This is a genomic window from Candidatus Pseudothioglobus sp. Uisw_041, assembly GCF_048087625.1.
GTDB lineage: Bacteria > Pseudomonadota > Gammaproteobacteria > PS1 > Pseudothioglobaceae > Pseudothioglobus.
The window spans coordinates 796,538-821,217 of sequence record NZ_CP159805.1 but is presented as its reverse complement, the minus strand read 5'-3'; the positions used below and the strand labels follow the sequence as shown (position 1 = coordinate 821,217).

Below are 24,680 nucleotides of genomic sequence, written 5' to 3'. Positions count from 1 at the left end.
ACAAAATGGAATTCAACTTATTTACTTTTATTTTTTTATTTGCAATATCAACGTCTGTTTTATCATTACTTTGGCTTAACTTTAGACAAGATAAAGCAATAAATAACTCTTTTAATGCTGTTCCAGAAGGCTTTAGTGAGTCCATTAAGCTTGAAGATCATCAAAAAGCGGGCAACTACACCAAAGCCAAACTTCTTTTAAATCATTTTGAAATCATTTTTTCTACAGTTGTGCTGCTTATTTGGACGCTTGGTGGGGCCATGGATTCACTTGATTCGTATTGGAGCCAAAGAATTTTAGATCCTGTTTTAATGGGGACAGTTTTTGTTCTGAGCATCATGTTAATTGCAAGCCTAATTGACCTCCCCTTTAGCATCTATCGTACCTTTGTTCTTGAACAAAAATTTGGATTTAACCGGATGACTATTAAAACTTTTGCAGAGGATCTATTTAAAGAGATCTTATTAACTTTAATTTTAATGCTGCCTCTGATCTATGCAATTTTATTTCTTATGAATATTGAAGCTATTGGGAATTACTGGTGGATTTATGTTTGGTTAATTATTAGTGGATTTTCACTAATAATGATGTGGGTTTATCCTTCTTATATAGCGCCAATTTTTAATAAATTTAACCCACTAGACAATGAGAGCCTTAAAAGTAGAATTACAAGTCTACTTACTCGAACAGGGTTTGGGAGTGATGGTATTTATGTTATGGATGGATCTAAAAGATCGTCTCATGGAAACGCATACTTCACAGGAATTGGTAAAAATAAAAGAATCGTGTTCTTTGATACACTCCTCAAAGGCATGGAAGATAAAGAAATTGAAGCGATCCTGGCACATGAACTGGGACACTTTCATCATAAGCACACGCAAAAAAGGATGGCAAGTTCTTTTATATTTAGTTTTGCTAGTCTTGCTTTGTTAGGTTTCCTAATAAATCAAGCTTGGTTTTATAATGGACTTGGAGTGTCTGAACCATCATCTCATGCTGCACTTGTTCTTTTCGCTTTGGCACTTCCAGTCTTTAGTTTTTTCATTACGCCTTTTAGTAACCTTGCATCTAGAAAGCATGAGTTTCAAGCAGATGCTTTTGCAGCTGGTCATACAGATGCAAATGACTTAATTTCATCTCTAATTAAACTTTATAAAGAAAATTCATCGTCATTATCTCCAGATAAGTACTACTCAGCCTTTCATGATTCACACCCAAGTGCAGTTCTCAGAATTGAGCGCCTACAATTATAAATTGATCATTTAGTGGCCCTTACTAGAAGACAGCAGTGGCGAATTGATAAGGTTCAATCTGAAAAAATTGCCCGGTCAAATAAAGCATCTATTAAAGCAGAGTCAAATGTAGACAATAATGAGGCTGGGCATAAGGGTTTAGTTATTACAAGGTACGGCCAGCGGCAACTTGTTGAGCTTAAAAGTGGTGAAATTTTTCAGGCAGTCAGTCGTCAAAATATTGGATTTTCTGTCGCAGGAGACCAGGTTCTGCTTCAGACAACAAAAGAAGGCGAAGGAATAGTAACAGCAATATTCCCAAGGAAAACAGAACTAAAGAGGCAAGAGCGCCTAATAGCTGCCAATATTGATCAGCTTTGGCTTATTGTCGCTATTGAGCCCCACTATCAGTTTGAGCTTATTGATCGTTACCTTGTAATCGCAGAAGACTCCAATCTACCAATTAACATTGTTGTTAATAAAATTGAACTTTCAAAAAATAGTGGGCAACTAGAAAGTGACTTTTCAAACTACCAAGAGCTTGGATATGACGTCCACTTTTTAAGTGTTAAAAATGAAACAAACCTGAAAGAATTCAAAACAAAGCTTGTTAATAAATCGCATATTTTTCTCGGTCAGTCTGGCGTTGGAAAATCATCACTCATTAATTCATTAATCCCAGATTTAGAACTTAGAGTGAATGAAATTTCTAGTAAGAGTAAGCTTGGCAAGCATACTACGACAAATACAACTATTTATCATATCCCTAGTGGCGGTGACTTAATTGACTCCCCAGGAATACGAGAGTTTCAACTGGATAACCTTTCTGAAAAACAAATAGTTAATGGCTTTAGAGAATTTAAATCACTAGCCGGTGAGTGCAGGTTTAGAAACTGTCACCATATTAATGAGCCAGGATGTGTTGTTAAAGAGGCTGTTGAATTAGGAGAAATACACTCTAATCGCTACGAAAGCTATCTTAACATCCTTCCTTAACTATTTTTTTTGGAAGAAAACCACCCTTTCTGAAATAAAATAAACCTCAATATTCAAATAGCTTGCTAAGAAACTTAGCGACTTTTTAGTAAAAAAGCCTATATGAGATGGGTCATTCTTGTAATACCATGAGCTAAAGTCAATTTGAGGGGTTAATATTTGGGTCATTACAGCAAGGTGACCTTGATTATTAAGCATTTCAATAAGTCTGCTTATTTCTGCCATAGGCTCACTCAAGTGCTCCACTACTTCAGTTGCAGTAATAAAGTCATACTTTTTCTCAAATACAGAAATATCATTATCATAGAACTTATCATAGAGATCCACAGAGTGACCACACTCTTCAAGCATAAGAGAAAGCGTTGGACCAGGGCCTGAGCCGAAATCAAGGCCATTTGATTTTTGTTGGATCCTTTCTAAAAGGGGCACTAATAGTTGGGATAAGAAGTGGCGATAACGATGATCATTAGGATCATTATTATGGGCATCATATCTTGATTTTTCCTCAGCATCTGAGAGGTGATACATTTTTGGAACAAAAATAAAATCACAACTTAAACAGCGTAAATATTCGCGAAACTTCTCTTTATAGAATTTAGAGCTATTAGTTGTCTTACAAAGCGGACAAGCAATATTATTAATCACTTTAGTCCGCTAAGAGTCATATTTATTTAGTGGGAGTGTCCGCCAGCAGAGTGAGCATGTCCATGAGAAACCTCCTCTTCCAATGCATCTCTAACGTCTTCAATAGAGACTGAGAAGTGAAGAGTTTCTCCAGCCAAAGGATGGTTTGCATCAACAGTAATCTTTTCGTCATCAAGCTTAATAACAGTCACAACAAAAGGGTTTCCATCTTGGTCTTGAGATTGGAGCTGCATCCCAATAGTTACCTCATCAATTCCTTGTAGGGCAGTTCTTGGAATTTCTTGAATTGCATCATCCATTTTAAGGCCATAACCCTCTTCAGGCTCAATAGAAACCTCAACCTTATCGCCTTTCTTAGAGCCCTCTAAGGCTGTCTCTAATCCTGGGATTATATTTCCATGACCCTGTAAAAAGTCCATAGTTTCTTTGCCTTCAGACGAATCAATAACCTCTCCCGCATCATTCTTAAGGCTGTAATGCATTGAAACGACTTTATCTTTAGTTACTTTCATATTTTCTCCAAAATTTAATACAAAAAAAAGACCCTCCAAGATGGAAAGTCTAAAAGTAATTCTTTGTTACAGGGTGAATCTCAATATTATATTTTATCATATACCAAAGAAACTTCAGGCTAAAGCATTAAAAAATCTTACTAAGTAAGATCATCCATTGCACTCTTAATATCTGGATAATCAAAAATGAAGCCTTCCTCAAGTATTTTTTTTGGGATAACAGATATACTCTCTGTCAATATTTGTGAGCCACTTCCAAAAAGTAGTTTTAACTGCCATTCCCAAAGCGGCACTAAAAATGGTCTTTTTAAAGCACTAGCAAGAGCTTTGCCCAATACCTTTTGAGGAATAGGCTCTGGCGCAGTAATGTTATACACACCCTTAGCTTTTGGATTATTTAAAATAAAATTAACAGCTCTTACAAGATCTTTTATGTGAATCCAAGAAAAACATTGGTTTCCACTTGCAATTGGACCGCCTAATCCAAAATAATAAGGCCAATAAAGCTTCATAAAAGCGCCTCCACTTCTTGAAAGAACAACCCCAAATCTTAAAATTATAGTGTCTTCTGAGATTGACTTTGCAGCGCTCTCCCATGCCACAGAAAGCTCAGTAAGATAACCCTCGCCTCTTAAGCCATTCTCAGAGTGGGGGTTACTGCAATCTGACTCAGGATAAAAACTAACCCCTGAAGCGCACATAACCTTTGGCTTGGTTGTCATCATGCTTATTGCTTTTGAGAGCATTTGAGTAGTATCGACTCTACTCCCCCAAACTTCTTTTAGATGACTCTTAGTCCATCGCTTTGCAATAGTCGATCCAGATAGTTGAATAACAAGATCACTATCTTTTAATGACAATGACAAAGTATCTATAGATTTGAAAGCACTTCTATTTAAGCACTGAACTTTATGACTAGCTGAAAGATTTTTTGCAAGCGCTTTACCAATCAATCCCGAGCCACCAAAAATGACAATCTTCATCTTATTACATCCACCCTACTGCATTTTTTAGTAGAAGCTGTGTTAGGAATTCAATGTGGTCTTTTCTGTCATTAAGCGCTGGAATATAGCCAAATTTTTCACCACCTGACTCCATAAAGTAATCATGATTTTCTTCACTAATCTCTTCAATCGTCTCAAGACAATCTGCAGAAAAACCAGGACAGATAACTTGAACATTTTTCACGCCTTTGGCCGGAAGTGCCTTTAATGTTTTATCAGTATATTCCTTCATCCATTCACCAGCCCCTAGTCTAGATTGAAATGTCATAGTGTACTCATTAGGCTTTAAATTTAACTTAGAGGCCAAAAGAAAAGTAGTTTTGCAGCACTGGCATGGATAGTTGTCTCCCTTATCAAAGTAGCGCTTAGGTATTCCGTGGTATGACATTAAAAGGAGATCGGGCTTACCATGAACTGCTTGATATTCTTTAACACTATTAGCTAAAGCCTCAATATATAAATCTTCTTTACTGTAGCTACTAATAAACCTTAAGTCAGGAACATTTCTCCAGTTCATCAGCTCTCTAGCAGCTGCATCAAAAACTGAACCGGTTGATGCCCCAGCATATTGAGGATATAAAGGTAAGATGATAATATTATTACATCCTTGAGCCTCAAGCTCATTTAGTGCAGAGCCCATTGATGGATTTCCATAGCTCATACCTAAAGACACAGCAAACTTACCAGGTGCGAGCTTTTCAAGCTCTATTGCTATTGCATTTTTTTGTTTTTTTGCAATTGATAGAAGTGGTGAACCTTTTCCATGAGTATCCCAAACAGTTTGATAGGCCTTCGCTGATTTTCTTGGTCTTAAGTTAAGAATTACCCCATTTAATATAATTTTCCAAATCCAGCGAGGAGGAGGAGGCTCAATTACCCTTGTATCTGATAAAAACTGCCGTAAATAAGGCTTAACGGCCTTCTTCGAAGGTGCGTCAGGAGTTCCCAAATTAGACAGAAGAATTCCAATTTTTGCGTCACTTACAGATTCGTGTATTGAAGTACATTGGTACAATTTAGTCTCTCAAATTTATTTTTTCAAGGTGATAAGATACCCTATAAAGTGCCTTTCACTGTAAAACATGTTATCTATATCTATTGTGGTTATTTACATATTATCACTTTCATTATTATATAAAAAATATGCATATATTATTACTAGTTGCCCACGGAAGCAGAAGAGAAGAGTCGAATATTGAGATTGAATCTTTATCAGAAAAAATTTCGACATTAGAACCGAAAGAATTTGCTAAAGTAATTCCAGCCTTTTTGGAGTTCGCCTCACCTTCAATTCCAGAAGCAATTAAAGAGTGCGCTGAACTAGGCGCAACTAAAGTTACAATATTGCCTTATTTCCTATCTGCTGGGGTTCACATAACAAGAGATATACCTAATGAGATTACTGAAGCCTCTGAGGGAAGTCCGGGTCTAGAAATTAAAGTGGCAAACTACTTTGGATCACGAGATGAAATCGCACAAATTCTTCTTAAAACGGCCCTAGACAGTAAATAAAACTCTTTACTTGTTTAGTTGGTAAGTGCTTCCAATTAGACCCATATTTTCTTTTTTTGATATAAAGATTGGAATATCAGTCATATAATATTTCAATCGCCCTTTGTCTTCAAAGCTCTTTAAAAAGTCACTATCAATAAAGAAATCTAAAAAGTTTCTTACCAGATCACTTGTAATATAGATACCGCCCAAGCAGCCTGTTGATAAAGCAATACTTCCAGTGACTGAGCCAAATATTTGACAAAATAACTCAAGTGTACTTTTAGCTATTAAGTCTGGATTTGACTTTATTGCTTCAGAAGTGATCTCTGAAGGAGAATTAAATAAGACTTCCTTTCCATTAATTTGGCATAAAGCTCTATACAAATTAACTATACCTGGTCCAGACAATATTCGCTCAACCGCAACATGGCCAAATTGTTTTTGTAATAAAGTCCAAATCTCAATCTCTAAGTTGGAATTAGGCGCAAAATCTGAATGCCCTCCTTGCGCAGGAAGTGGTAGCCACCCGCTAGATGAATTAATCAAACCACAAGTTCCTAAACCAGTTCCAGGGCCAATAACTAACCGGACTCTTTCAGGCTGAACAGCTCCCTGATTAATAACAATAACATCATTATCCTTGAGTGTAGTAGTTGCAAGGGCTTGCGCTGAAAAGTCATTAATCCAATTGACCTGAATATCATTCAATGCTGAAGAGACATTACTCTTATTAATAACCCAATCATTATTTGCTGGTTTAAAGATGTCTAAGTGGGTTGTTCCTGCAGAGGCTATGCATGCTGAAATAATTTCAACATTATTAATTGAAGAAAGATAAGACTTAATTGCTTCCTGAACAGTTTCAAACTTTGTGCACTGAAGCGTTTTTATACTCATCAGCTCAGACTTACCTGGAGCAACGAGAGAAAATCTGGCATTTGTTCCGCCAATATCTCCTACCAAATTATAAAGCTGATTACTAATAATTAAACTCTCCAGCGATCGTTAGGATTTATAAACATTTTCCCGCTCTCCATCAAATATACAAACCATATATAAATCGACTTCGCCCAAATTATGAACTCGATGAAAAACGCCATCCTCAATCAGAACCATATCGCCACTCTCGATTAATATAGTCTTGTCGTCGAGATCCATTTTTCCGCTTCCACTCATAATCATGTAAACCTCTTCTTTGCCAGCATGGCTGTGGCCTTTTGTTGATTTACCAGCATGAAGCGTTGTTGAGCTTATTACAAAGTTATTTAGTGAGGTGTTATCCTTAAGAATATAAGTTTCATTATCTTTAACTACTTCGCCGTCAATATTATTAATTTTCATAAGTGAATTTTAAATTTAATTATAAAGAACTTTATTATCCATTGCTTTTTCAAAAAATAAAGTGCATTATGGCAGACAACTTAAAATAAAATTATTTAAGGACTCCAGTAAATGCTAAGTCCATTTTCTAAAAAAGTATAGATTGGCATTTTGCTTGAGTCTTTATACTCCATTGCGCTTTCTAGTGTGTGGAGCTTGCTAGATCCGTTCAGATGTAGAAAAACATTTTTAGCATCAATAATCACCCTTGCAGTAAGGCTTAAGCGCTCATAAGGTGCGGTTTTTGGAGAAGTTGAAATCAAGCAGTTTAAATTATTTAGATTCATCGCCTCAGAAAGCTCATCTGAGCAAGGAAAAAGAGATGCAGTATGTCCATCAGAGCCCATACCTAATACAATAACGTCAAAAGGAAGCGTGATATTTTTTAACATTTCTTCACTATTTTTTTGACCATCTTTAGCTGTTTTGGAGTCATTTTTAAGTGGAATAAAATTGACCTTGGATGCTTTATTTTTTATAAGATGCGTTTTCACAAGCAATTCATTACTATCAGTATTCTTAGGGTCAACCCATCGATCATCAACTAAAGTTAAATCTACTTTTTTCCAATCAATATTCAATAACGAAAACTCTTTAAAAAGAGGGATGGGGGTAACTCCTCCAGAAACAGCAATACTTGCACGACCTCTTTTTTTGATTGCTTCAGCTAAAATTTCACCAATAATTTGAGATAAGTCTAATGCCAATGATTCACTATTATTTGTACTATAAAAGTCAACAGAATCGGGCAAATAATAAGTTTTACTACTCCTCATGCCATTCATGTCCATTGCTCTGAATAAGTTGCTCACTCTCCTTAGGTCCATTAGTTCCTGCAGGATAGAAATACAGCTCTTGATTTGATTTTTTATAAGTCTCTAAAGCGTTATCACACCACTGCCAGGCAAGCTCAACCTCTTCCTTACAGAGAAATAAACTCTGATTACCATTTAGAATATCCATCAAGAGGCTTTGATAACCGCTTGGAATATTGAGTAGTTTTTGAGTTTTTATAAAATCTAGGCTCATAGGATCAGATCTTAAAGTTGAGTGCTTGTCAACGCCGTGGGGCTTAGTAAAAACCTGCAAAGAGATACTTTCAGAAGGATGCAAACTGATAATCAAAGTGTTACCTTTTAAACTTTCACTGTCTTGATCAAAAATATAGTGCCCATCAGATTTAAAATGAATAACAATTTGCGTCATTTTACTACTCATTCTTTTGCCAGTTCTTAAGTAGAAAGGAACCCCTTTCCATCGCCAGTTCTGTATTTCTGCCTTAATACTTACAAAAGTCTCAGTATCACTTGTTACGTCTGCACCCTCTTCATCAATATAGGCAAGTTTATTTTTACCATCGGTATATTGCGCAGAAACAAAATTCGACTCAATCCCTTCCTTATTAATTGGTTTTAATGCTTCAAGAACCTTAACCTTCTCTGAGCGAATGCTCTGATCATTAAGGCGGTTGGGTGGCTCCATTGTTATCAGGCATAGCAACTGAAGAAGATGGCTTTGCACCATATCTCTTAGCTGCCCCATTCCATCAAAATAACCCCAACGGTCCTCAATACCAACAGATTCTGCGGCAGTTATCTCAATATAATCAATACCCTTACTGTTCCATTGACTTGAAAACAATGAATTTGCAAACCGAAGAGTGATAAGGTTTTGCACTGTTTCTTTTCCTAGATAGTGATCAATTCGATAAATTTGAGACTCATTAAAGTGCTTTAAAAGTTTGGCATTAATGTCCTTAGAAGACTCAAGATCATATCCAATAGGTTTCTCAACAATAATTCTGCATGAACTGGTTATTATTTGCTCGCTATTTAGGCCATCAAAAACACTTTCAAAAAGCTTTGGGGATATTGCTAAATAGTAAGCGACTGGCTTACTCCAATTCTTAAGACTTGAGCTTAGCACTTGGTAACTATTAGGATTCTGAAGATCACAGCAACAGAAATCAATGCGATTCAAAAGCTTAGAAATAATATCATCGTCTAAGTACTCATCTGATACATTAGTGCTCAGAGCATCGTTTACTTTTTCTTTGAACTGAGACTTCGTTAGCTCTTGCCTTCCAACACCTAAAATCTGTAAACCATCATCAAGCTTATGGTCGCGCTCTAGATAATACCAGGCAGGTATTAACTTACGAATAGATAGGTCCCCTAGGGCCCCAAAAAGCACAAAGCTTTTAATTTTTATAGCAGCTTCAGGCTTCATAATTAATCGCCATTGATCCACTTAGTATGAAAAAATTCACCTTTTTTTGCATCTAGCCGCTCATAGGTGTGAGCACCGAAATAATCGCGCTGAGCTTGAAGCAAGTTTGCTGGCAGCCTCTCTGTTCTATAACCGTCAAAATATGACAGAGAGGAGGTCATTGCAGGTATTGGCACGCCATGACTAATTGCTAATGAGCAAACTCGGCGCCAGCCATCTTGAGATTTATTGATCTTATCTATGAAAAAAGGATCTAATAATAAGTTTTGCAGCTCAGAATTAGCATCATACGCATCTTTTATTTTAGTTAAAAAGGCCGAGCGAATGATGCAGCCTCCACGCCACATAAGCGCGATGCCGCCGTAATTTAAATTCCAATTAAATTCTTTAGCTGCCTTTGTTAGTAAGGCATATCCTTGGGCATAAGAAACAATCTTTGAAGCATATAGTGCGTCATGAATATCGTTGAGGACTTGCTCCTTGTTGCCTTCAAAAGCATGGCTTGGGCCACTTAACAACTTTGATGCCTCGACGCGCTCCTGCTTAATGGATGAAAGGTATCTTGAAAATACTGCCTCTCCAATTAGTGTAAGAGGAGTCCCAAGCTCAAGGGCAACCGTTGCAGTCCACTTACCGGTTCCTTTTTGACCTGCTGCATCTAAAATATTATCAACAAGATAAGTCCCGTCTTTATCTTTAAATTTAACAATGTCTGCAGTGATTTCGATCAGATAACTACTAAGCTCACCTTCGTTCCACTTTTTGAATACTTGATGCATTTCATCGTTCGACATATCCAAGACATCTTTCATGATTTGGTACGCTTCACAAATAAGCTGCATATCACCATACTCAATGCCGTTATGGACCATTTTTACAAAGTGGCCAGAGCCATCTTCACCTATCCAGTCACAACAAGGCTCTTTACCCTCAACCTTGGCTGATATTGCTTGAAATATACCTCTTACTTCAGGCCAAGCAGATACTGAGCCTCCTGGCATAATTGAAGGACCCTTTAAAGCACCCTCTTCGCCTCCAGAGATGCCAGCACCAATAAATTGAAAGCCCTTCTCTTCTAGCTCTTTAGTTCTTCTGATAGTGTCGGGGTAATGAGAGTTACCACCATCAATAATAATATCGCCTTTGTCGATAAGAGGCATAAGTTTATTAATGTAATCATCAACAACTGGGCCTGCAACAACCATTAGCATAATTTTACGAGGCTTTTTAATTGAACTTACAAACTCCTCAAGATTAGCGAAACCAATAATATTATTACTCTTTGATCTATTGTTGATTAAATTATCTATTTGAGGAGTTGTGCGATTGTGCACAGAGATTCTATAACCATTTCTCTCAATGTTTAAAGCTAGACTTGAGCCCATAACGCCCAAACCAATTAGGCCAATATCTGACAAATTCTCACTCATAATAATCTAGTCCCAAGGATACAGTGATTCGTTAGATTCAAGATTTGGTACGAGTCTTTGGTTCCTCTGCAAACCAAAAATTTGCTCCATATCACCTTCATCAAGATTAAAGTCATAAATGTTGCTATTCTCTTTTAATCTCTCTAGGTTTGCAGTCTTTGGGATTGCAACTGCATTTTGCTGAACAATCCACCTTAATGCAATTTGCGCAGGAGTCTTGCTATATTTTTCTGATAAATTAATAATTACATCATCTTTGGCAACATCACCACGGCATATTGGGCAATAAGCAACTGGAATAATATCTAAGTTCTTCATTGTATCAAGAAGCTTAGATTGCGAGAGAAATGGGTGATACTCCACCTGATTGCAAAAGAGATCATTAAAGCCGAGATTTACACATTCATTTAATAAGTTGGAATTGAAATTTGCAACGCCGATTTCTGTTGCTTTTTGACTCGCTTTAATTTCATACATTATTTCAAGCATGTCTCCTAAATTTGTTTCAAATTTTGGCCAATGTATTAGTAATAAATCAACATAATCAGTCTTTAAATCTTCAAGGCTCTTTTCAAGTGATTTAATAATATTTTTATTTTTTAGTTGAGGTCCTTGCCCTCCTGAAGGAGTCCAACCCAGAGTATTAATTTTTGTTGCTAAAAACAACTCAGCTCTATCAACTCTCGAGTCAATGATTCCAGTACCCACTTCAGATTCATTTTCATACATTGCTGCAGCGTCAATATGACGATAACCTAAGTCCAATGCCTCTGAGACAACTCTTGAGCATTCACCTTGCTTAAGGTCCCAAGTTCCCAAACCTAAAGATGGGATATCAGTGCCAGATTTTGAGAGTTTTTGATACATAATTTTATCTAATTCGATCTTCAGTTTCACTATCAAAGAAAACAGTTTGAGATAAATCAAAAGTTAATTTAACTTTCTCACCGCCTAAAACTTTAGAGTTTCCATTCAGCCGTGCAACTATTTGTTTTTCACCAAGCTCAACCACAGCAAAAGTATCTGAGCCTGCTGGCTCAACAACATCCACAACTACCTCTCTTTCTACTGAGCTCTTATTCAAGGATGGATCAAGGTCATTTATTGATTCTGGTCGAATACCACAAATAACAGTTTTATCAATATATTGCTCAATATCGTTTATTCCATGAATTGGCAAACAAATAGTTTCGCCTTTACTATTTTTCATTTCAAATTCTACATTTTTTTTATTTTTAGCAATTCTTCCTTCTATCAAATTCATTGCAGGAGCTCCCATAAAATTTGCAACAAACATATTATTTGGGTTATTGTATATTTCATATGGGGTATCAAATTGCTGAATACATCCATCCTTTAAAACAGCAATTTTTGTAGCCAAAGTCATAGCCTCAATTTGATCATGAGTAACATAAATAATTGTCGAGCCTAGTCTTTTATGAAGACGTTTAATTTCTGTTCTCATATCAATCCGAAGCTTAGCATCGAGGTTTGAAAGTGGCTCATCAAATAAAAAAACCTCAGGCTCACGAACAATAGCGCGGCCCATTGCGACGCGTTGTCTTTGGCCTCCAGATAATTGACCTGGCTTACGATTAAGTAATTCACTAATTTGAAGCGTTTCAGCAACTTTATTAACTGCTTGCTCTCTTTCAGGTTTTTTTACGCCCTTCATTTCCATTCCAAAGCTAATGTTTTGTGAAACAGTCATATTTGGGTATAAGGCATAAGATTGAAAGACCATAGCAATATTCCGCTTTGAAGGGTGAAGCCCAGCAACAGAGTTCTCTCCAATTTCAATTTCACCACTTGTTATCTCTTCTAAGCCAGCAATAGTATTAAGGAGAGTTGATTTGCCGCAACCTGACGGGCCAACTAAAACCAAAAAACCTCCATCTTCAATAAAAAGGTTTATTCCTTTTAATACTTCTACAGAGCCATAACTTTTATGTAAATTAGTAATTTTTACTGTTGCCATACTTAAAACCCTTAACTGATAATTATAAATAAATGAATAAATGAATAAATCAACCTTTAACAGCACCTGCCATTAAACCTCTCACAAAATATCGCCCAGAGACGATATAAACTACTAATGTTGGAAGAGCAGCTAGAATTGCCCCTGCAAAATGTACGTTGTATTCTTTAACCCCTTGAGAAGAATTAACAAGGTTATTTAGAGCCACAGTCATTGGTATTGAATCAAAGTCTGCAAAAGAAGCGCCAAATAAAAAATCATTCCAAATGTTGGTAAACTGCCAAATCACAGTCACCACTATAATTGGACCTGAGCTTGGAAGTAAAACACGCCAAAAAATTCTGAAGAATCCTGCCCCATCGATTTGTGCAGCCTTTATTATTTCAGTAGGAAATGCTGCATAATAATTTCTAAAAAATAAAGTTGTAAAGCCTAGCCCATAAACCAAATGAACAAATACTAATCCTGACGTTGTTCCGGCCATTCCTAAAATACCCAGCATTTTTGCCATCGGAATTAACACAATTTGAAACGGGATAAAGCACGATAACAAAAGCAGCCCAAAGACAATTCCATGACCTTTAAATTGCCATTTAGTCAAAACATAGCCATTCATGGCGCCCAGTATTGCAGTTAACATTACTGCTGGTATGACCATAGAAATTGAATTCCAAAAATAAGGCTTAAGTCCACTAGGATCAACACCAATTTGAGCAGTTGACCAAGCTGATCGCCATGGATCTAGAGTCCACACTTCAGGAAGATTAAGCATCCCCCCAGAGCGAATTTCCTCTAGTGGCTTCAAGGAGTTTGTAAGCATTACATATAGAGGAAGTAAATAATAAATTGCAAATATAATCAAAATTAGATAAATAAATACTCGAGAAATTTTGATACTATCCTTAGTGTTTTTAGTAGGAATTATATTCATGATGACTTCTCACTTCTTAGCTCACTATAAAGGTAAGGAATAATGATAGAAAAAATCATAAGAAGCATAATCATTGCAGAGGTTGCTCCAATACCCATCTGATTCCTAGAAAAGGTGTAAGAGTACATAAATGTTGCTGGCACCTCAGTCGCCCTTCCAGGGCCACCATTTGTTAAAGCAATAACCAAATCGTATGCTTTAATAGATAAATGCGCGAGTATTACAAAAGCTGATAAAAATGCTGGTCGGAGCAAGGGAATAATTATACGTCTATACATACGAAAACCGGACGCTCCATCAATTTGAGCAGCCTTCATTATCTCACCATCAATGCCTCTTAATCCAGCAAGAAACATTGCCATAACAAAGCCCGAGCTTTGCCATACTGCAGCAATAACTACTGTATAAATTGCAAAGGTTCGATTTTTAATCCAGTCGAATTCAAAACTCTCCCACCCCCACTGATGCATAATATGCTCAAGACCTATCCCAGGGTCTAAAAACCACTTCCATGCAGTTCCAGTAACAATAAAAGATAACGCCATTGGATAAAGAAAAATAGGTCGAAGCAGGCCTTCTGCTCTAATTTTTTGATCTAATAAGATGGCTAAGAAAAGACCGAGCACTGTACAGATTAATATATATAAAATTCCAAAAATTGCTAGGTTATTTACTGCAATTTTCCAATGTCTTAGTCCAAAAAGTTTAGTATAGTTGCTCCACCCCATGTACTCATAAGTTGGCAACATGCGCGAATCTGTAAGCGACAAATATCCCGTATATATAATAAACCCATACACAAAAACAAGAATAAGGAAAAAACTTGGCGCTAAAACAATTTTAGGTAGTAAAAGTTGGAGATAATTTTTCATTTAATACAATTCTAATCAAAAAAATAGTTGGCGAACTATAAATTCGCCAACTATAAATAAACAAATTTAATAAAAATCTAAAGCAAGTTTAGATGATATTTAATTTATCTTGCTGCCGCAACTGCTGCAACCATTTCTTCTGCAGCCTCTTCAGCTGAAAACTCACCGTTAAAATGAGCTGAAACAACGTCAACAATAGCTGATTGAATCGCAGGACGGACAGTGTGACCGTGCGCCATTGAACCAAACAAGCTTCCAGCTGCGTTAGCTGCTGCTAGATCTGCCATACCTTTCTTTCCACAATGATCAAACATCATGTCAGGAACATCAGTACGCGCAGGTACTGAACCCTTAACAACGTTAAATGCTGATTGGAAAACAGGGTTCATTACAGAAGAAGCCATAGCTTCTTGTGCAGCTGAACTTCCAGCACCACTGAACATAGCGAACTGATCAGAGTTGAAAGTTACAGAACCTTGAGTTCCTGGGAAGCGAACACATACAAAGTCAGAACCTGGCTTTTGACCCGCTTTAAGGAATTCACCTTTAGCCCAGTCACCCATCATTTGCATACCAGCTTCGCCATTGATTACCATAGCCGAAGCTAGGTTCCAATCACGACCTGAGAAGTTATCATCAACGTATGAACGAAGAGTTGCCATTCTGTTGAATGCTTCTACCATTAATGGACCACCAAGAGCGTCTTCATTTAAATCAATCAAAGCTGACTTATAGAAACCATTTCCTAGGCTTAGTGCAACACCATCAAAGATAGTTGCATCTTGCCATGCTTGGCCACCGTGTGCTAATGGAGTAATTCCATTTGCTTTCATAGCATCAAGAACAGAAACTAACTCTTCCCATGTAGTTGGAGCATTTCCACCAGTTGCATCAAGAGCAGACTTGCTGATCCAAACCCAGTTAGTAGAGTGAACGTTTACAGGAGCTGCTACCCAGTCACCATTGTGCTTAGAAAAAGCTTGAAGTGCTGATGGAACAACTGCATCCCAACCTTCAGAAGCAGCTAGGTCATTTAAGTTAGCTAGTTTGCCTTGATCACCCCAATCTTGAATAGCATATCCAAGCATTTGAACTGCAGTTGGCGCGTTACCTGCTGTAACACGAGCCTTAAGCGTAGTCATAGCAGCATCACCACCACCACCAGCTATAGGCATATCTTTCCAGCCAATTCCTTTACCTGCTAGATCATCTTTTAATACACCAACAGCTGCAGCTTCACCACCAGAAGTCCACCAATGTAGAACTTCTACGTCGTCAGCAAAAGCCTGAGATGCACTAAATGAAAGAACTAAGCTGGCTGCTACACTTTTTACAAAGTATTTATTTACCATTTTTGTTTCTCCTTATTACAAAAAAAACTATTTAGAGTGTTAAATTAACACAAAAAATAGACCATAGATTCTAAATAAATTTTTGTTAAATATCTAGAACTAGACTCGCACTATAGTTATCCTTTTTTTGAGTGTCAATCGTTTGATACAATTTGTAATACTTTGTTACAAAGAGAAATAATTAAACCAAAAATTTAATAAAATATATAGATATACTGTTACAAATATTTAATATGTATTATCATAATGGAACAAATTAAGCAGTCAATAATTACTAGTAAAAAACTTCTAATAGAACAATATAATGTCAAAAAAAGTTTCAATATCGCCCAATCAAACATTAAAAAAGAAGTTGATATTATTCTTGAGTTACAGCACAAAGAAATTCCAGTAATTCCAGAAATTGACTTTCAGTCGATTGTTGATGGAGATGTTTCAAGCTCTGATATTGCAAACTTAAAACAAAGGGGATCTGTAATTATTCGCAATGTTTTTGATAAGCAGCAGGCAAGCGAATGGAACGATGAAATAGGTGAATATATTACATCTAATGATTACTTTACTAAGTCAATTGATAGACAAGGTATGGATAATTATTTCTCACAATTAAAGTCAGGAGCGCCACAAATCTTTGGACTTTATTGGTCAAGACCTCAGATGCTTGCAAGACAATCCCAATCAATGGCAATTACTAAAAAATTCCTAAACTCAATGTGGGATGTCTCGAGCCCAAATGGAGATGAGTTTGATCCAAATAACGATTATATGTATGCTGATAGAATTCGTCGACGCGAGCCTGGCGATGAAACCTTAGGATTATCTCCCCATATTGATGGCGGCTCATTTGAACGCTGGACTGATCCAGCATTTCAAAAAGTATACCACTCTGTATTTAATGGCGAACTAGATTCTTATGACCCCTGGAATGCAGCATTTAGAACTCACACAAAGGAATACAAATCTCCTGCAGTTTGTTCAATGTTTAGAACATTTCAAGGGTGGACTGCGCTTACTTCACAAGGGCCATCTGATGGAACTCTGTCTCTTATTCCAATTGCTAACAGTATGGGGTACCTTTTATTGCGCGCCTTGCAGGATGACATCCCTGCTGATAATCTTTGTGATGCCACGCCAGGAAGACCGCTCTTAATATCACCCGATTATCACAAAGACCTATTATCTGGCTTGGTAACAATTCAGGAGGTAAATCCTGGAGATACAGTCTGGTGGCACCCTGATTTGACTCACTCAGTGGCTGATAAGCACACAGGAAAAGATTACTCAAATGTAATGTTTATAGGAGCTTCGCCAAAATGCGCTAAAAATTTAGACTACACAAAGCGACAAACTGAAAACTTTTTGCTTGGCAAAAGTCCTCCTGATTTTGCTTCCGAAGACTACGAAGTAGACTTTAAAGGAAGGTTCTCTATTGATCAGTTGTCTGACTTAGGTCGAACTCAAATGGCACTCTAGAGGAGTGATGATGTTTAATTGGTGAATCATCTGACAGATCAATTAAAAAACTGTACCAAGATAAATATTTTTTGTCTGCTTTACTGCCTAAACAAAAAACATAGCTACCCGTCATTAAAAAAATATTTCCAGGTAACTCCTTGGATATAGCATCTTCAACATTAATCTCTACAGAAGCACCTCCATTAAAAGCAACTTCAAAATAACCTTTAATCTCATTATTACTTGCTAAAAGTTTTGGTAGAAAGGTCGGTAAAAGAGTTGCATTATCATGATATAAGTTCAAAATACCTTTCATATCAGCATTATTAAAAAAGTCTGCCCATTGCTCAATTATATTTTCAGGTGTCATAAATATATAAATCTTAATAAATTAATTAAGTATTTTAAACAAGGTTTCTTAGATTATTTTTAAAATTTCATAGCAAGCGCCCATTGTGTGATAATCCGTTTTTCCGGCTGGACTTTTAAGGTTATCATATTTATTATTATTTGAATCTAAAATGCGAAACCACGCGCCATATTTATGATCAATCATATGTTTCCAGCTGTAACTCCAGATTCGATCATACCACTCCCAATAATAATCATCGCCTGTTCGATTAGCTAATACTGCAGCTGCAGCTATAGACTCTGCTTGAACCCAAAAATATTTATCTTTATCACAAATATCTCCATTTGGTGAAAACCCATAAAATAAACCTTCTGACTCTGCATCCCAACCCATCTCAATTGCGTCATCAAACAATTCTATTGCTCTAGGAAGCAACCAATCCTCTTTAATATGCCTCTCAAGAATTAACAATAATTTTGCCCACTCGGTAAGATGACCAACTTGGAAGCCCCAAGGACGAAATAGATCATCAGGACGATCTTTATTATAAACCCAGTTAATTTCCCAGTTACTATCGTAATGTTCCCAAATTAAGCCTTCTGCGAGACTAGCTTGCCTAATACATATATTTTTTGCAATGATAAGCGCTCGATCTAAATATTTTTGACTACCTGTCGCTTCAAAAGCCATAATAAGGGCTTCACAGGAATGCATATTTGCGTTTTGCCCACGATAACTAGAAACTACTTGCCAATCAGCAGAAATTTCATCAGAATAAAGTTCATGCTCTTTTGACCAAAAATGTTTTTCCATTACATCAAAAGTTTCATCAATGAAGTCTTTGGCCTCTAAAATACCCGCCCTAAGTGCAGTTGAATATGCGAGCAACACAAATGCGAAACCATAACAATAATTAGTAGAATCTTGAACGTCTTTTCCCTCTAGAATCCAAGCATAACTTCCAGTTTTTGTATTTAAATGAAACTGTCTTAAATATTCAATTCCATGCCTTATCACGTCTTTATATTCATCATTATCAAGCTCAATTGAAGCCATTGAATAATTAAATATAAAACGGGTGCTGCTGACCAAGTGTCTTGTATCAAAATCATAAACACTTCCATCATCACGAAAGTGCTGAAAAAAACCACCATTTTCATTATCGATACAATGAGGGTGATAAAACCTCATAATCGATTTAATATGACTAATTAAAAATTCTTTATCTTTAAATATTGGATTACTTATTAAATTCATAAATTAGGAAAGTAAATTTCGACAATTAGTCCACCACCAGTTCGATCTTTAAGTTCAAGTTCGCCGCCATGGATATTTGCAATATTACGAGCAATACCCATCCCTAAGCCAGAATGTTCATCATTTAGTTTATGCTCTAAGCGGTAATATGGCTTAAAGACATTTTCTTTATCTTTATCACTCAAGCCTGGCCCTCTATCTTTAATCTGAATAAAGATACCTGTTTTCTTTTTTTGACCGGTAACCTCAACTCCTTTGCCATAACTAAGTGCATTATTAATTAAATTTGAGAATAAGCGCTCAATAGCTAAAGCTCTTCCTTTCATGACAATGTTTTCTTTAATATTCATCTTAATAGGCAAGCCAAGGATTTCTTCTTTTTTTAAGATTGCAGTTAGCATATTTGTAATGTTAACTTTACTAGTATTTTCATGTTCAGCACCATCAGTCATAATTTGAAGGCTTCCTTTCACCATGGTTTCAAGGTAGTCTAAGTCTCCAATTAAATCTTCTTTTATTGATCCATCTTCAATGCTTTCTACTCTAAGGCGTGCTCTAGTTAAAGGTGTTTTTAAGTCATGAGAGATTGCTGCAAATGATCGCTCTCTGTCAGCAATAAACTTTTGAATCCGCTTAGCCATAGAGTTAAAGGCGCGGATAGTAGCCACCATTTCTTTAGAGCCAGTTTCATCAAGCTGTCTAGGAAATCGCCCTTTACCTAATAAATCTGCTTGATGGGCCAATAATTGAAGGGGGTATACCAGCCAACGAACAAATAAGAAGGTGATTAAAAGCATCGTAACCGAAACTGCTGCAGAGGTAAAAATACGCTCACCATTGATCCAGTCAAAACTGAGCAATAACTCTCCTTGTGGAATTATTGTTGCCAAATACATCCACTCATTTTGCTGTTTTAACCTAAATTGAATTATGGCAATGGGACTCTCTTCCCTCGGAGCAATAAGGCCTAAGCTTTTCCATATTGGTGCAAGAGAGACTATTAATTGATTATTGGTAAGACCTTCACCAGGCCCATTAGGCGTTGTAATTTTAGTATTGCTAAAGCTTACAAATCTAATATTCAAATCCTCAACTTGACCAATTTGAGAATACAAAGTTTTTTCCAAGTTGCTACGAACTAGCTCTGAAAATTCAGAACTTGCAATTGAATTAGATTGGACATAATCCTTATTAACAGAGACAAAAAATTCAGCGCCAAAATCTAAAAATGTGCCGCCATTTTGTCTTAGTTGAGTCAAGGTTTGTTGTCGGTATTGGTTTGGAAGTTTTTCAAAAAAACCAACTGCTTGAGCAATTTGTGAGCCTAAATTTTGAGAAACTTCAGTCATTTTTTCTTTTTCTGATGACTTTAGCTGTTCAACCCAAAGCCATGTTCCTAGAACCTGTGCTACAAGTATTCCAATAAATAGGACAGAAGTCATCCTGGCTACAACAGTTTTAGGCATTAAAGAGCTTAAGGTAGAGGCTTTTATATTCAACTTTTTAAAAGGAGAACATACCCCTTGCCTCTTACGCTTTGAATGATTTCACCATCAAAGTGATTGCTAAGTTTATGACGCAGCCTACTTACAATTGTGTCGATTGATCGGTCCAATGGATCTATCTTCCTGCCATGAAGAAGTTCGCCTATTTCATCTCTACTTAAGACCTCACCTATCTGTTTATGAAAAACACAAAGTAGGTCAAACTCTGTTCCAGTTAAATCAAGCTGCTTACCATCAACAAATGCACTTCTTGCAGCAAAATTCATTACTATATGGTTATCTACATCTTCTTCCTTTACTTCCGAGCGTCTCAAGAGAGCCTTAATTCTTGCTAAAAGTTCTCTTGGGTTAAAGGGTTTACCCATATAGTCATCAGAGCCTAACTCTAAACCTAATATGCGATCTAAATCATCACTAGCGGCAGTAAGCATAATAATTGGAACGTTAGACTTTTGCCTCAATCTTCTGCAAACTTCAAGGCCATCAATCCCGGGCAGACCAAGATCTAAAACCACTAAACTAAATTTTGATTCATCACTTGCTAAGAAAGATTCTCCATCAGAAAAAGCTTCAACTTTAAATCCATTTTTTATTAAATATTGATCTAATAATTTAAGAATTTCTGGATCATCATCAATAATTGCAAGTTGTTTCATTCCTCAACATTATTCAGCAAAAAAAGGATTCATTATAGACAATGAGCATATTTATGCAATTTCAGTAAAAAAAAATGACCTTTGAGCCTTAAATTATTAATAATTCACTCCAGCTTGTTGTATACCTATTTGATCGAAAATTAGCTCTTGGGAGCCATCTATCATTGCCCACCTCACTGGCATACTTAACTGACTCATTAAATCTTTTATTAGCACTCTTTATAGCATTAGATTTTTGACGAGCTAACACCTGTGGTTGACTATTTTGAGTTATTGAAAAAAGATCTTGCTGTCGGTAGTTTTTGGTTAAGTTACTCAATACTACCCCTCCTTTATTAAAAGAATAACCAGGCTTATAGATAAGTCTTAATATTTGAGATGCCAATGGAATAATTTGCGATTCATCCTCAATAGCAATTGGCATTCCTACAGTTTTTGATAGATGCACGCAGGGTGTATTTTTTTTATGGGGATTCGTGTAAATAAAGACAGTCATAGTAGTCATTGCAAGCTTATGATTATTAAGCTTATTGACAGCCTTTCTAGTAAGAGCAGTTAAAGCTTGATTTAATTCATCAAAGTCGCTTAAATCAATACCAAAAGAGCGAGAGGAGACAATCTGCTGCCTTGTTGGAGGAATCAACTCGATAGGAATACACGATTTGCCACGAAGCTCTTGATAAATCTTTTTTCCATTAACGCCTAAAAGAGTTTCAATAACGCCAATATCTGACTGATAAAAGTCATAACTTGTATTAATTCCAATATGGTTAAGCTTTTTAGCGCTTTGTCTACCTATTCCCCATAAATCACCTACTTCGACCGATTGCAGTAATTTGCAATATCTCTCATGGGGAAGGTCATCTATATCAAAAACGCCATTAAATTTTGAATACTTTTTAGCAATACGATTAGCAAGTTTTGCTAGAAGTTTAGTACTGCCCATACCAATACACACTGGAACCCCCGTCCAATTTTTAACTTGGACTCTTAGAGACTGCATGTGATCTATTAAATTAAGAGGAAGTCCTGCTAAATCTATAAAACTCTCGTCAATAGAGTACACCTCTTGGATAGGAGAAAATTGACCAATAACCTTCATTACTCTAGACGACATATCTCCATACAAAGGATAGTTTGAAGACTTAACTACAACGCCCCTATTAGCAATCAAATTCCTTACTTTAAAGTAAGGGGCTCCCATTTTAATGCCCAGTGCTTTAGCCTCATTAGAACGAGCAATAATGCAGCCGTCATTATTAGAAAGAACAACGATTGGTTTGCCTTCTAGTTTTGGCTCAAAAACTCTTTCACAAGAAGCATAGAAGTTATTACAGTCGACCAACGCGAACTTAGCTCGGTTATTCATACTGATGTATAACTGATGTCACAACTCCCCATATAATAAGTTCGTCAGTACCTCCAATTTTGATGTCTTCAAAATCAGGGTTTTCAGCTTTAAGAGTTATGTTTCCTTTATATTTATGTAGACGCTTAACAGTGAACTCACCATCAACAACTGCAATAACTATCTTTCCGCTTTTAGCACTTAAAGACTTATCAACAATTAGTATATCGCCCTGCTGGATGCCAGCACCTAGCATTGAATCTCCTTGCGCTTTAACAAAGAAAGTAGCCTCTTTATGATGGATAAGATGTGTATTTAAATCAAGTGCATCCTCCAAATGATCATCTGCTGGAGATGGAAATCCTGCTTGTACTCGGGAAGTAAAAATTGGAATTGAAAGCTCCGTTGGATTGTCTTTAGTTAAAAAGACTTCTACTTTAGATTTAACTTGAGACTTGTAAACTTCAATCGTAGGAATAAGCGAATCTACAAGACTGATAGGTACTCTAATTACTTTGGTTTCCTCGTTAAAGCTGCCTGAGTTTTTTTTACGACCAGCACCCTTTCGGGCGCCTCCATGACTGGGTGTATTCATAACTAACTTGATTTATGTAACAATATTCAAGTTGGAATTATAAATTAACTAATAGTGCAAGTCAATGATAGTATTAAGAAAAAAATTATGCGCTAGCTAATTGGCGTAATTTTTTTGCTGCATTGCTATGGCGACTGATTAATTCAGACTCATCTTGCCCAATAATTTTTCCATCCATAACTTTCCACTGACCAGCAATCATAACTCTATCTGCTTTTTGAGCACCACACAGAAGTAGCGCTGCTAAAGAGTCATGACTACCTGAAAATCTAAGTTCATCTAATTTAAACAAAGCTAAGTCTGCCTGTTTTCCGACTGCAATTTCACCAATATCAGACCTACCTAAAAGCGCAGCTGAGCCTTTAGTTGCCCAATCATATGCCTTTTGATGGGTAATCTTGGAAGCGCCATATCGTAAGCGCTGTAAGTACATTGCTTGTCTAAGTTCAGCAATCATATTAGAGCCATCATTAGAGGCAGAGCCGTCAACGCCAAGACCGATAATGGATCCGGCCTCTTCAAGTTCAAGGCTGTGACAAATGCCAGACGCCAACATCATATTTGAAGTTGGGCAGTGGCAAATACCAACACCATTCTGGCCTAGTTTTTCTATCTCTTGCTTATTAAAGTGTATGCCATGAGCTAGCCATGTACGATCTGACAACCACCCTACACTTTCAAGGTAATCTACCGTCCTTAAGCCAAATTTCTCTAAACAAAATTTTTCCTCATCTATCGTCTCCGCCAAGTGCGTATGCAATCTAACATCATACTGCTCAGCAAGCGCTGCAGTCTCTATCATTAAATCAGTGGTCACTGAAAAAGGAGAGCAAGGAGCTAAAGCTATTTGAATCATTGCGCCTTCCTGATTGTCGTGGTATGTTTTAATGAGTCGCTCACTATCAGACAGTATCTGCTCTTTGGTCTGAACAACAGATTGCGGTGGAAGGCCACCATCTTTTTCTCCAAGACTCATCGAGCCTCTCGTTAAAACAACGCGCATACCGAGCTTTTGAGCCTCTTCCACCTGTATATCGATAGCATTTTCCAGTTGGCTTGGAAACAAGTAATGATGGTCGCTCGCGGTAGTACAGCCAGAAAGGAGAAGTTCAGACAACGCAAGCTCTGTAGAAACAGCCAGCATCTCAGGCTGAATATTAGCCCAAACCTTGTATAGGCTCTTAAGCCATGGAAAGAGTTCTTTATTTAGGGCTTCTGGATAGGCTCTTGTTAGTGTTTGATAAAAATGGTGATGCGTATTTATTAAACCAGGAAGCAAGACACTTTCACTCGCATCGTAAGTATCATCAATTTGAGTTTTAGGGCTGTGCCCTAACTTAACAATTTCAATAATTTTTTGGCCCTGAATAACAACACCACCCTCACAATTCTGTGCGAAGACGGCTGCTGGGTTTTTAATCCAAATAACGGGCTCATTTATATCGACCATAACAGCA

Annotated in this window: 25 protein-coding genes; 4 read left to right on the top strand and 21 right to left on the bottom strand. The window is 36.8% G+C overall.

Annotation, left to right across the window (positions count from 1 at the left end; translation table 11 throughout):
- The first annotated feature begins 5 nt into the window (after nt 1-5).
- Together ABXT44_RS04130 and rsgA are read left to right on the top strand one after the other, a co-directional pair.
- Nucleotides 6-1,253, top strand: coding sequence for a M48 family metallopeptidase (locus ABXT44_RS04130; RefSeq protein ID WP_416688292.1), 1,248 nt, complete (start codon nt 6-8; stop codon nt 1,251-1,253).
- A 12-nt stretch (nt 1,254-1,265) separates the two neighbouring features.
- Nucleotides 1,266-2,228: a ribosome small subunit-dependent GTPase A gene (rsgA, locus tag ABXT44_RS04125; RefSeq protein ID WP_416688290.1), complete on the top strand. Its 963-nt coding sequence runs from the start codon at nt 1,266-1,268 to the stop codon at nt 2,226-2,228.
- On the opposite strand, the gene ABXT44_RS04120 is transcribed toward rsgA, so the two are convergent.
- The 4 genes from ABXT44_RS04120 to hemH all read right to left on the bottom strand — a co-directional run bounded on the left by ABXT44_RS04120 (nt 2,229) and on the right by hemH (nt 5,404).
- Complete coding sequence (locus ABXT44_RS04120) at nt 2,229-2,873, bottom strand: class I SAM-dependent methyltransferase (RefSeq protein WP_416688288.1); 645 nt, start codon at nt 2,871-2,873, stop codon at nt 2,229-2,231. It abuts the gene before it with no gap.
- A gap of 26 nt (nt 2,874-2,899) precedes the next feature.
- Nucleotides 2,900-3,385 (bottom strand): FKBP-type peptidyl-prolyl cis-trans isomerase, encoded by a 486-nt coding sequence (locus ABXT44_RS04115; RefSeq protein WP_416688286.1) that lies wholly within the window; start codon nt 3,383-3,385, stop codon nt 2,900-2,902.
- 140 nt (nt 3,386-3,525) lie between these two features.
- The gene (locus ABXT44_RS04110) at nt 3,526-4,368 is read right to left on the bottom strand and encodes a TIGR01777 family oxidoreductase (protein WP_416688285.1); all 843 of its coding nucleotides are present in this window, start codon (nt 4,366-4,368) and stop codon (nt 3,526-3,528) included.
- Between the two features lie 4 nt (nt 4,369-4,372).
- A complete protein-coding gene (hemH, locus tag ABXT44_RS04105; protein ID WP_416688284.1) occupies nt 4,373-5,404 on the bottom strand; it encodes a ferrochelatase in 1,032 nt (343 codons plus the stop codon).
- Between the two features lie 128 nt (nt 5,405-5,532).
- Between hemH and ABXT44_RS04100 the strand changes: the two genes are divergently transcribed.
- The gene (locus ABXT44_RS04100) at nt 5,533-5,901 is read left to right on the top strand and encodes a sirohydrochlorin chelatase (RefSeq protein ID WP_416688283.1); all 369 of its coding nucleotides are present in this window, start codon (nt 5,533-5,535) and stop codon (nt 5,899-5,901) included.
- 6 nt (nt 5,902-5,907) lie between these two features.
- On the opposite strand, the gene glk is transcribed toward ABXT44_RS04100, so the two are convergent.
- The 10 genes from glk to ABXT44_RS04050 form a co-directional block, all read right to left on the bottom strand.
- Nucleotides 5,908-6,846, bottom strand: coding sequence for a glucokinase (gene glk / locus ABXT44_RS04095; protein ID WP_416688281.1), 939 nt, complete (start codon nt 6,844-6,846; stop codon nt 5,908-5,910).
- Between the two features lie 42 nt (nt 6,847-6,888).
- Nucleotides 6,889-7,224, bottom strand: a complete 336-nt coding sequence (locus ABXT44_RS04090) for a cupin domain-containing protein (protein ID WP_416688279.1) — start codon at nt 7,222-7,224, stop codon at nt 6,889-6,891.
- Between the two features lie 95 nt (nt 7,225-7,319).
- A complete protein-coding gene (gene pgl, locus ABXT44_RS04085) occupies nt 7,320-8,075 on the bottom strand; it encodes a 6-phosphogluconolactonase (RefSeq protein WP_416688277.1) in 756 nt (251 codons plus the stop codon).
- Complete coding sequence (zwf, locus tag ABXT44_RS04080; RefSeq protein WP_416688275.1) at nt 8,029-9,492, bottom strand: glucose-6-phosphate dehydrogenase; 1,464 nt, start codon at nt 9,490-9,492, stop codon at nt 8,029-8,031. The genes pgl and zwf overlap by 47 nt, the downstream gene beginning before the upstream one ends.
- A gap of 2 nt (nt 9,493-9,494) precedes the next feature.
- Nucleotides 9,495-10,922, bottom strand: coding sequence for a decarboxylating NADP(+)-dependent phosphogluconate dehydrogenase (gene gnd, locus ABXT44_RS04075; protein ID WP_416688273.1), 1,428 nt, complete (start codon nt 10,920-10,922; stop codon nt 9,495-9,497).
- A 6-nt stretch (nt 10,923-10,928) separates the two neighbouring features.
- The gene (locus ABXT44_RS04070) at nt 10,929-11,789 is read right to left on the bottom strand and encodes an aldo/keto reductase (RefSeq protein WP_416688272.1); all 861 of its coding nucleotides are present in this window, start codon (nt 11,787-11,789) and stop codon (nt 10,929-10,931) included.
- Between the two features lie 4 nt (nt 11,790-11,793).
- Nucleotides 11,794-12,900: an ABC transporter ATP-binding protein gene (locus ABXT44_RS04065; protein ID WP_416688270.1), complete on the bottom strand. Its 1,107-nt coding sequence runs from the start codon at nt 12,898-12,900 to the stop codon at nt 11,794-11,796.
- Nucleotides 12,901-12,949: 49 nt separating this feature from the next.
- The gene (locus ABXT44_RS04060; protein WP_416688268.1) at nt 12,950-13,831 is read right to left on the bottom strand and encodes a carbohydrate ABC transporter permease; all 882 of its coding nucleotides are present in this window, start codon (nt 13,829-13,831) and stop codon (nt 12,950-12,952) included.
- Complete coding sequence (locus ABXT44_RS04055; RefSeq protein WP_416688267.1) at nt 13,828-14,703, bottom strand: carbohydrate ABC transporter permease; 876 nt, start codon at nt 14,701-14,703, stop codon at nt 13,828-13,830. The genes ABXT44_RS04060 and ABXT44_RS04055 overlap by 4 nt, the downstream gene beginning before the upstream one ends.
- A gap of 104 nt (nt 14,704-14,807) precedes the next feature.
- Nucleotides 14,808-16,055, bottom strand: coding sequence for an ABC transporter substrate-binding protein (locus ABXT44_RS04050; RefSeq protein WP_416688265.1), 1,248 nt, complete (start codon nt 16,053-16,055; stop codon nt 14,808-14,810).
- Between the two features lie 246 nt (nt 16,056-16,301).
- Here ABXT44_RS04050 and ABXT44_RS04045 point away from each other — a divergent pair, with 246 nt between their 5' ends.
- On the top strand, nt 16,302-17,528 hold the full coding sequence (locus tag ABXT44_RS04045; protein WP_416688263.1) for a YbiU family protein: 1,227 nt from the start codon (nt 16,302-16,304) through the stop codon (nt 17,526-17,528).
- On the opposite strand, the gene ABXT44_RS04040 is transcribed toward ABXT44_RS04045, so the two are convergent.
- The 7 genes from ABXT44_RS04040 to ABXT44_RS04010 form a co-directional block, all read right to left on the bottom strand.
- Nucleotides 17,482-17,880 carry a hypothetical protein gene (locus ABXT44_RS04040; protein ID WP_416679458.1) on the bottom strand — a complete coding sequence of 133 codons (399 nt, stop codon included), beginning with the start codon at nt 17,878-17,880 and terminating at the stop codon, nt 17,482-17,484. The genes ABXT44_RS04045 and ABXT44_RS04040 overlap by 47 nt on opposite strands.
- A gap of 48 nt (nt 17,881-17,928) precedes the next feature.
- A complete protein-coding gene (locus tag ABXT44_RS04035; protein ID WP_416679456.1) occupies nt 17,929-19,119 on the bottom strand; it encodes an AGE family epimerase/isomerase in 1,191 nt (396 codons plus the stop codon).
- A complete protein-coding gene (locus tag ABXT44_RS04030) occupies nt 19,116-20,585 on the bottom strand; it encodes an ATP-binding protein (RefSeq protein WP_416679455.1) in 1,470 nt (489 codons plus the stop codon). Before ABXT44_RS04030 ends, ABXT44_RS04035 begins: the two co-directional genes overlap by 4 nt.
- A 29-nt stretch (nt 20,586-20,614) precedes the next feature.
- Entirely contained in the window at nt 20,615-21,280 is a 666-nt protein-coding gene (locus ABXT44_RS04025) for a response regulator transcription factor (RefSeq protein ID WP_416653430.1), read from the bottom strand.
- Between the two features lie 88 nt (nt 21,281-21,368).
- Entirely contained in the window at nt 21,369-22,649 is a 1,281-nt protein-coding gene (locus ABXT44_RS04020; protein WP_416679454.1) for a Y-family DNA polymerase, read from the bottom strand.
- Nucleotides 22,642-23,223, bottom strand: a complete 582-nt coding sequence (locus ABXT44_RS04015; protein WP_416679452.1) for a LexA family protein — start codon at nt 23,221-23,223, stop codon at nt 22,642-22,644. The genes ABXT44_RS04020 and ABXT44_RS04015 overlap by 8 nt, the downstream gene beginning before the upstream one ends.
- An 85-nt stretch (nt 23,224-23,308) precedes the next feature.
- The gene (locus tag ABXT44_RS04010) at nt 23,309-24,673 is read right to left on the bottom strand and encodes an 8-oxoguanine deaminase (protein ID WP_416688261.1); all 1,365 of its coding nucleotides are present in this window, start codon (nt 24,671-24,673) and stop codon (nt 23,309-23,311) included.
- Nucleotides 24,674-24,680 lie beyond the last annotated feature (7 nt).

Excerpts from the sequence above, each read along its gene's own strand:
- ABXT44_RS04045 (WP_416688263.1), top strand. The coding sequence starts at position 16,302 with ATGGAACAAATTAAGCAGTCAATAATTACTAGTAAAAAACTTCTAATA.
- ABXT44_RS04040 (WP_416679458.1), bottom strand. The coding sequence starts at position 17,880 with ATGACACCTGAAAATATAATTGAGCAATGGGCAGACTTTTTTAATAAT.
- ABXT44_RS04070 (WP_416688272.1), bottom strand. The coding sequence starts at position 11,789 with ATGTATCAAAAACTCTCAAAATCTGGCACTGATATCCCATCTTTAGGT.
- ABXT44_RS04065 (WP_416688270.1), bottom strand. The coding sequence starts at position 12,900 with ATGGCAACAGTAAAAATTACTAATTTACATAAAAGTTATGGCTCTGTA.
- ABXT44_RS04035 (WP_416679456.1), bottom strand. The coding sequence starts at position 19,119 with ATGAATTTAATAAGTAATCCAATATTTAAAGATAAAGAATTTTTAATT.
- ABXT44_RS04055 (WP_416688267.1), bottom strand. The coding sequence starts at position 14,703 with ATGAAAAATTATCTCCAACTTTTACTACCTAAAATTGTTTTAGCGCCA.
- ABXT44_RS04050 (WP_416688265.1), bottom strand. The coding sequence starts at position 16,055 with ATGGTAAATAAATACTTTGTAAAAAGTGTAGCAGCCAGCTTAGTTCTT.
- ABXT44_RS04130 (WP_416688292.1), top strand. The coding sequence starts at position 6 with ATGGAATTCAACTTATTTACTTTTATTTTTTTATTTGCAATATCAACG.
- ABXT44_RS04115 (WP_416688286.1), bottom strand. The coding sequence starts at position 3,385 with ATGAAAGTAACTAAAGATAAAGTCGTTTCAATGCATTACAGCCTTAAG.
- ABXT44_RS04010 (WP_416688261.1), bottom strand. The coding sequence starts at position 24,673 with ATGGTCGATATAAATGAGCCCGTTATTTGGATTAAAAACCCAGCAGCC.
- ABXT44_RS04100 (WP_416688283.1), top strand. The coding sequence starts at position 5,533 with ATGCATATATTATTACTAGTTGCCCACGGAAGCAGAAGAGAAGAGTCG.
- ABXT44_RS04020 (WP_416679454.1), bottom strand. The coding sequence starts at position 22,649 with ATGAATAACCGAGCTAAGTTCGCGTTGGTCGACTGTAATAACTTCTAT.
- ABXT44_RS04060 (WP_416688268.1), bottom strand. The coding sequence starts at position 13,831 with ATGAATATAATTCCTACTAAAAACACTAAGGATAGTATCAAAATTTCT.
- ABXT44_RS04110 (WP_416688285.1), bottom strand. The coding sequence starts at position 4,368 with ATGAAGATTGTCATTTTTGGTGGCTCGGGATTGATTGGTAAAGCGCTT.
- ABXT44_RS04015 (WP_416679452.1), bottom strand. The coding sequence starts at position 23,223 with ATGAATACACCCAGTCATGGAGGCGCCCGAAAGGGTGCTGGTCGTAAA.
- zwf (WP_416688275.1), bottom strand. The coding sequence starts at position 9,492 with ATGAAGCCTGAAGCTGCTATAAAAATTAAAAGCTTTGTGCTTTTTGGG.
- ABXT44_RS04025 (WP_416653430.1), bottom strand. The coding sequence starts at position 21,280 with ATGAAACAACTTGCAATTATTGATGATGATCCAGAAATTCTTAAATTA.
- ABXT44_RS04090 (WP_416688279.1), bottom strand. The coding sequence starts at position 7,224 with ATGAAAATTAATAATATTGACGGCGAAGTAGTTAAAGATAATGAAACT.
- ABXT44_RS04030 (WP_416679455.1), bottom strand. The coding sequence starts at position 20,585 with ATGCCTAAAACTGTTGTAGCCAGGATGACTTCTGTCCTATTTATTGGA.
- gnd (WP_416688273.1), bottom strand. The coding sequence starts at position 10,922 with ATGAGTGAGAATTTGTCAGATATTGGCCTAATTGGTTTGGGCGTTATG.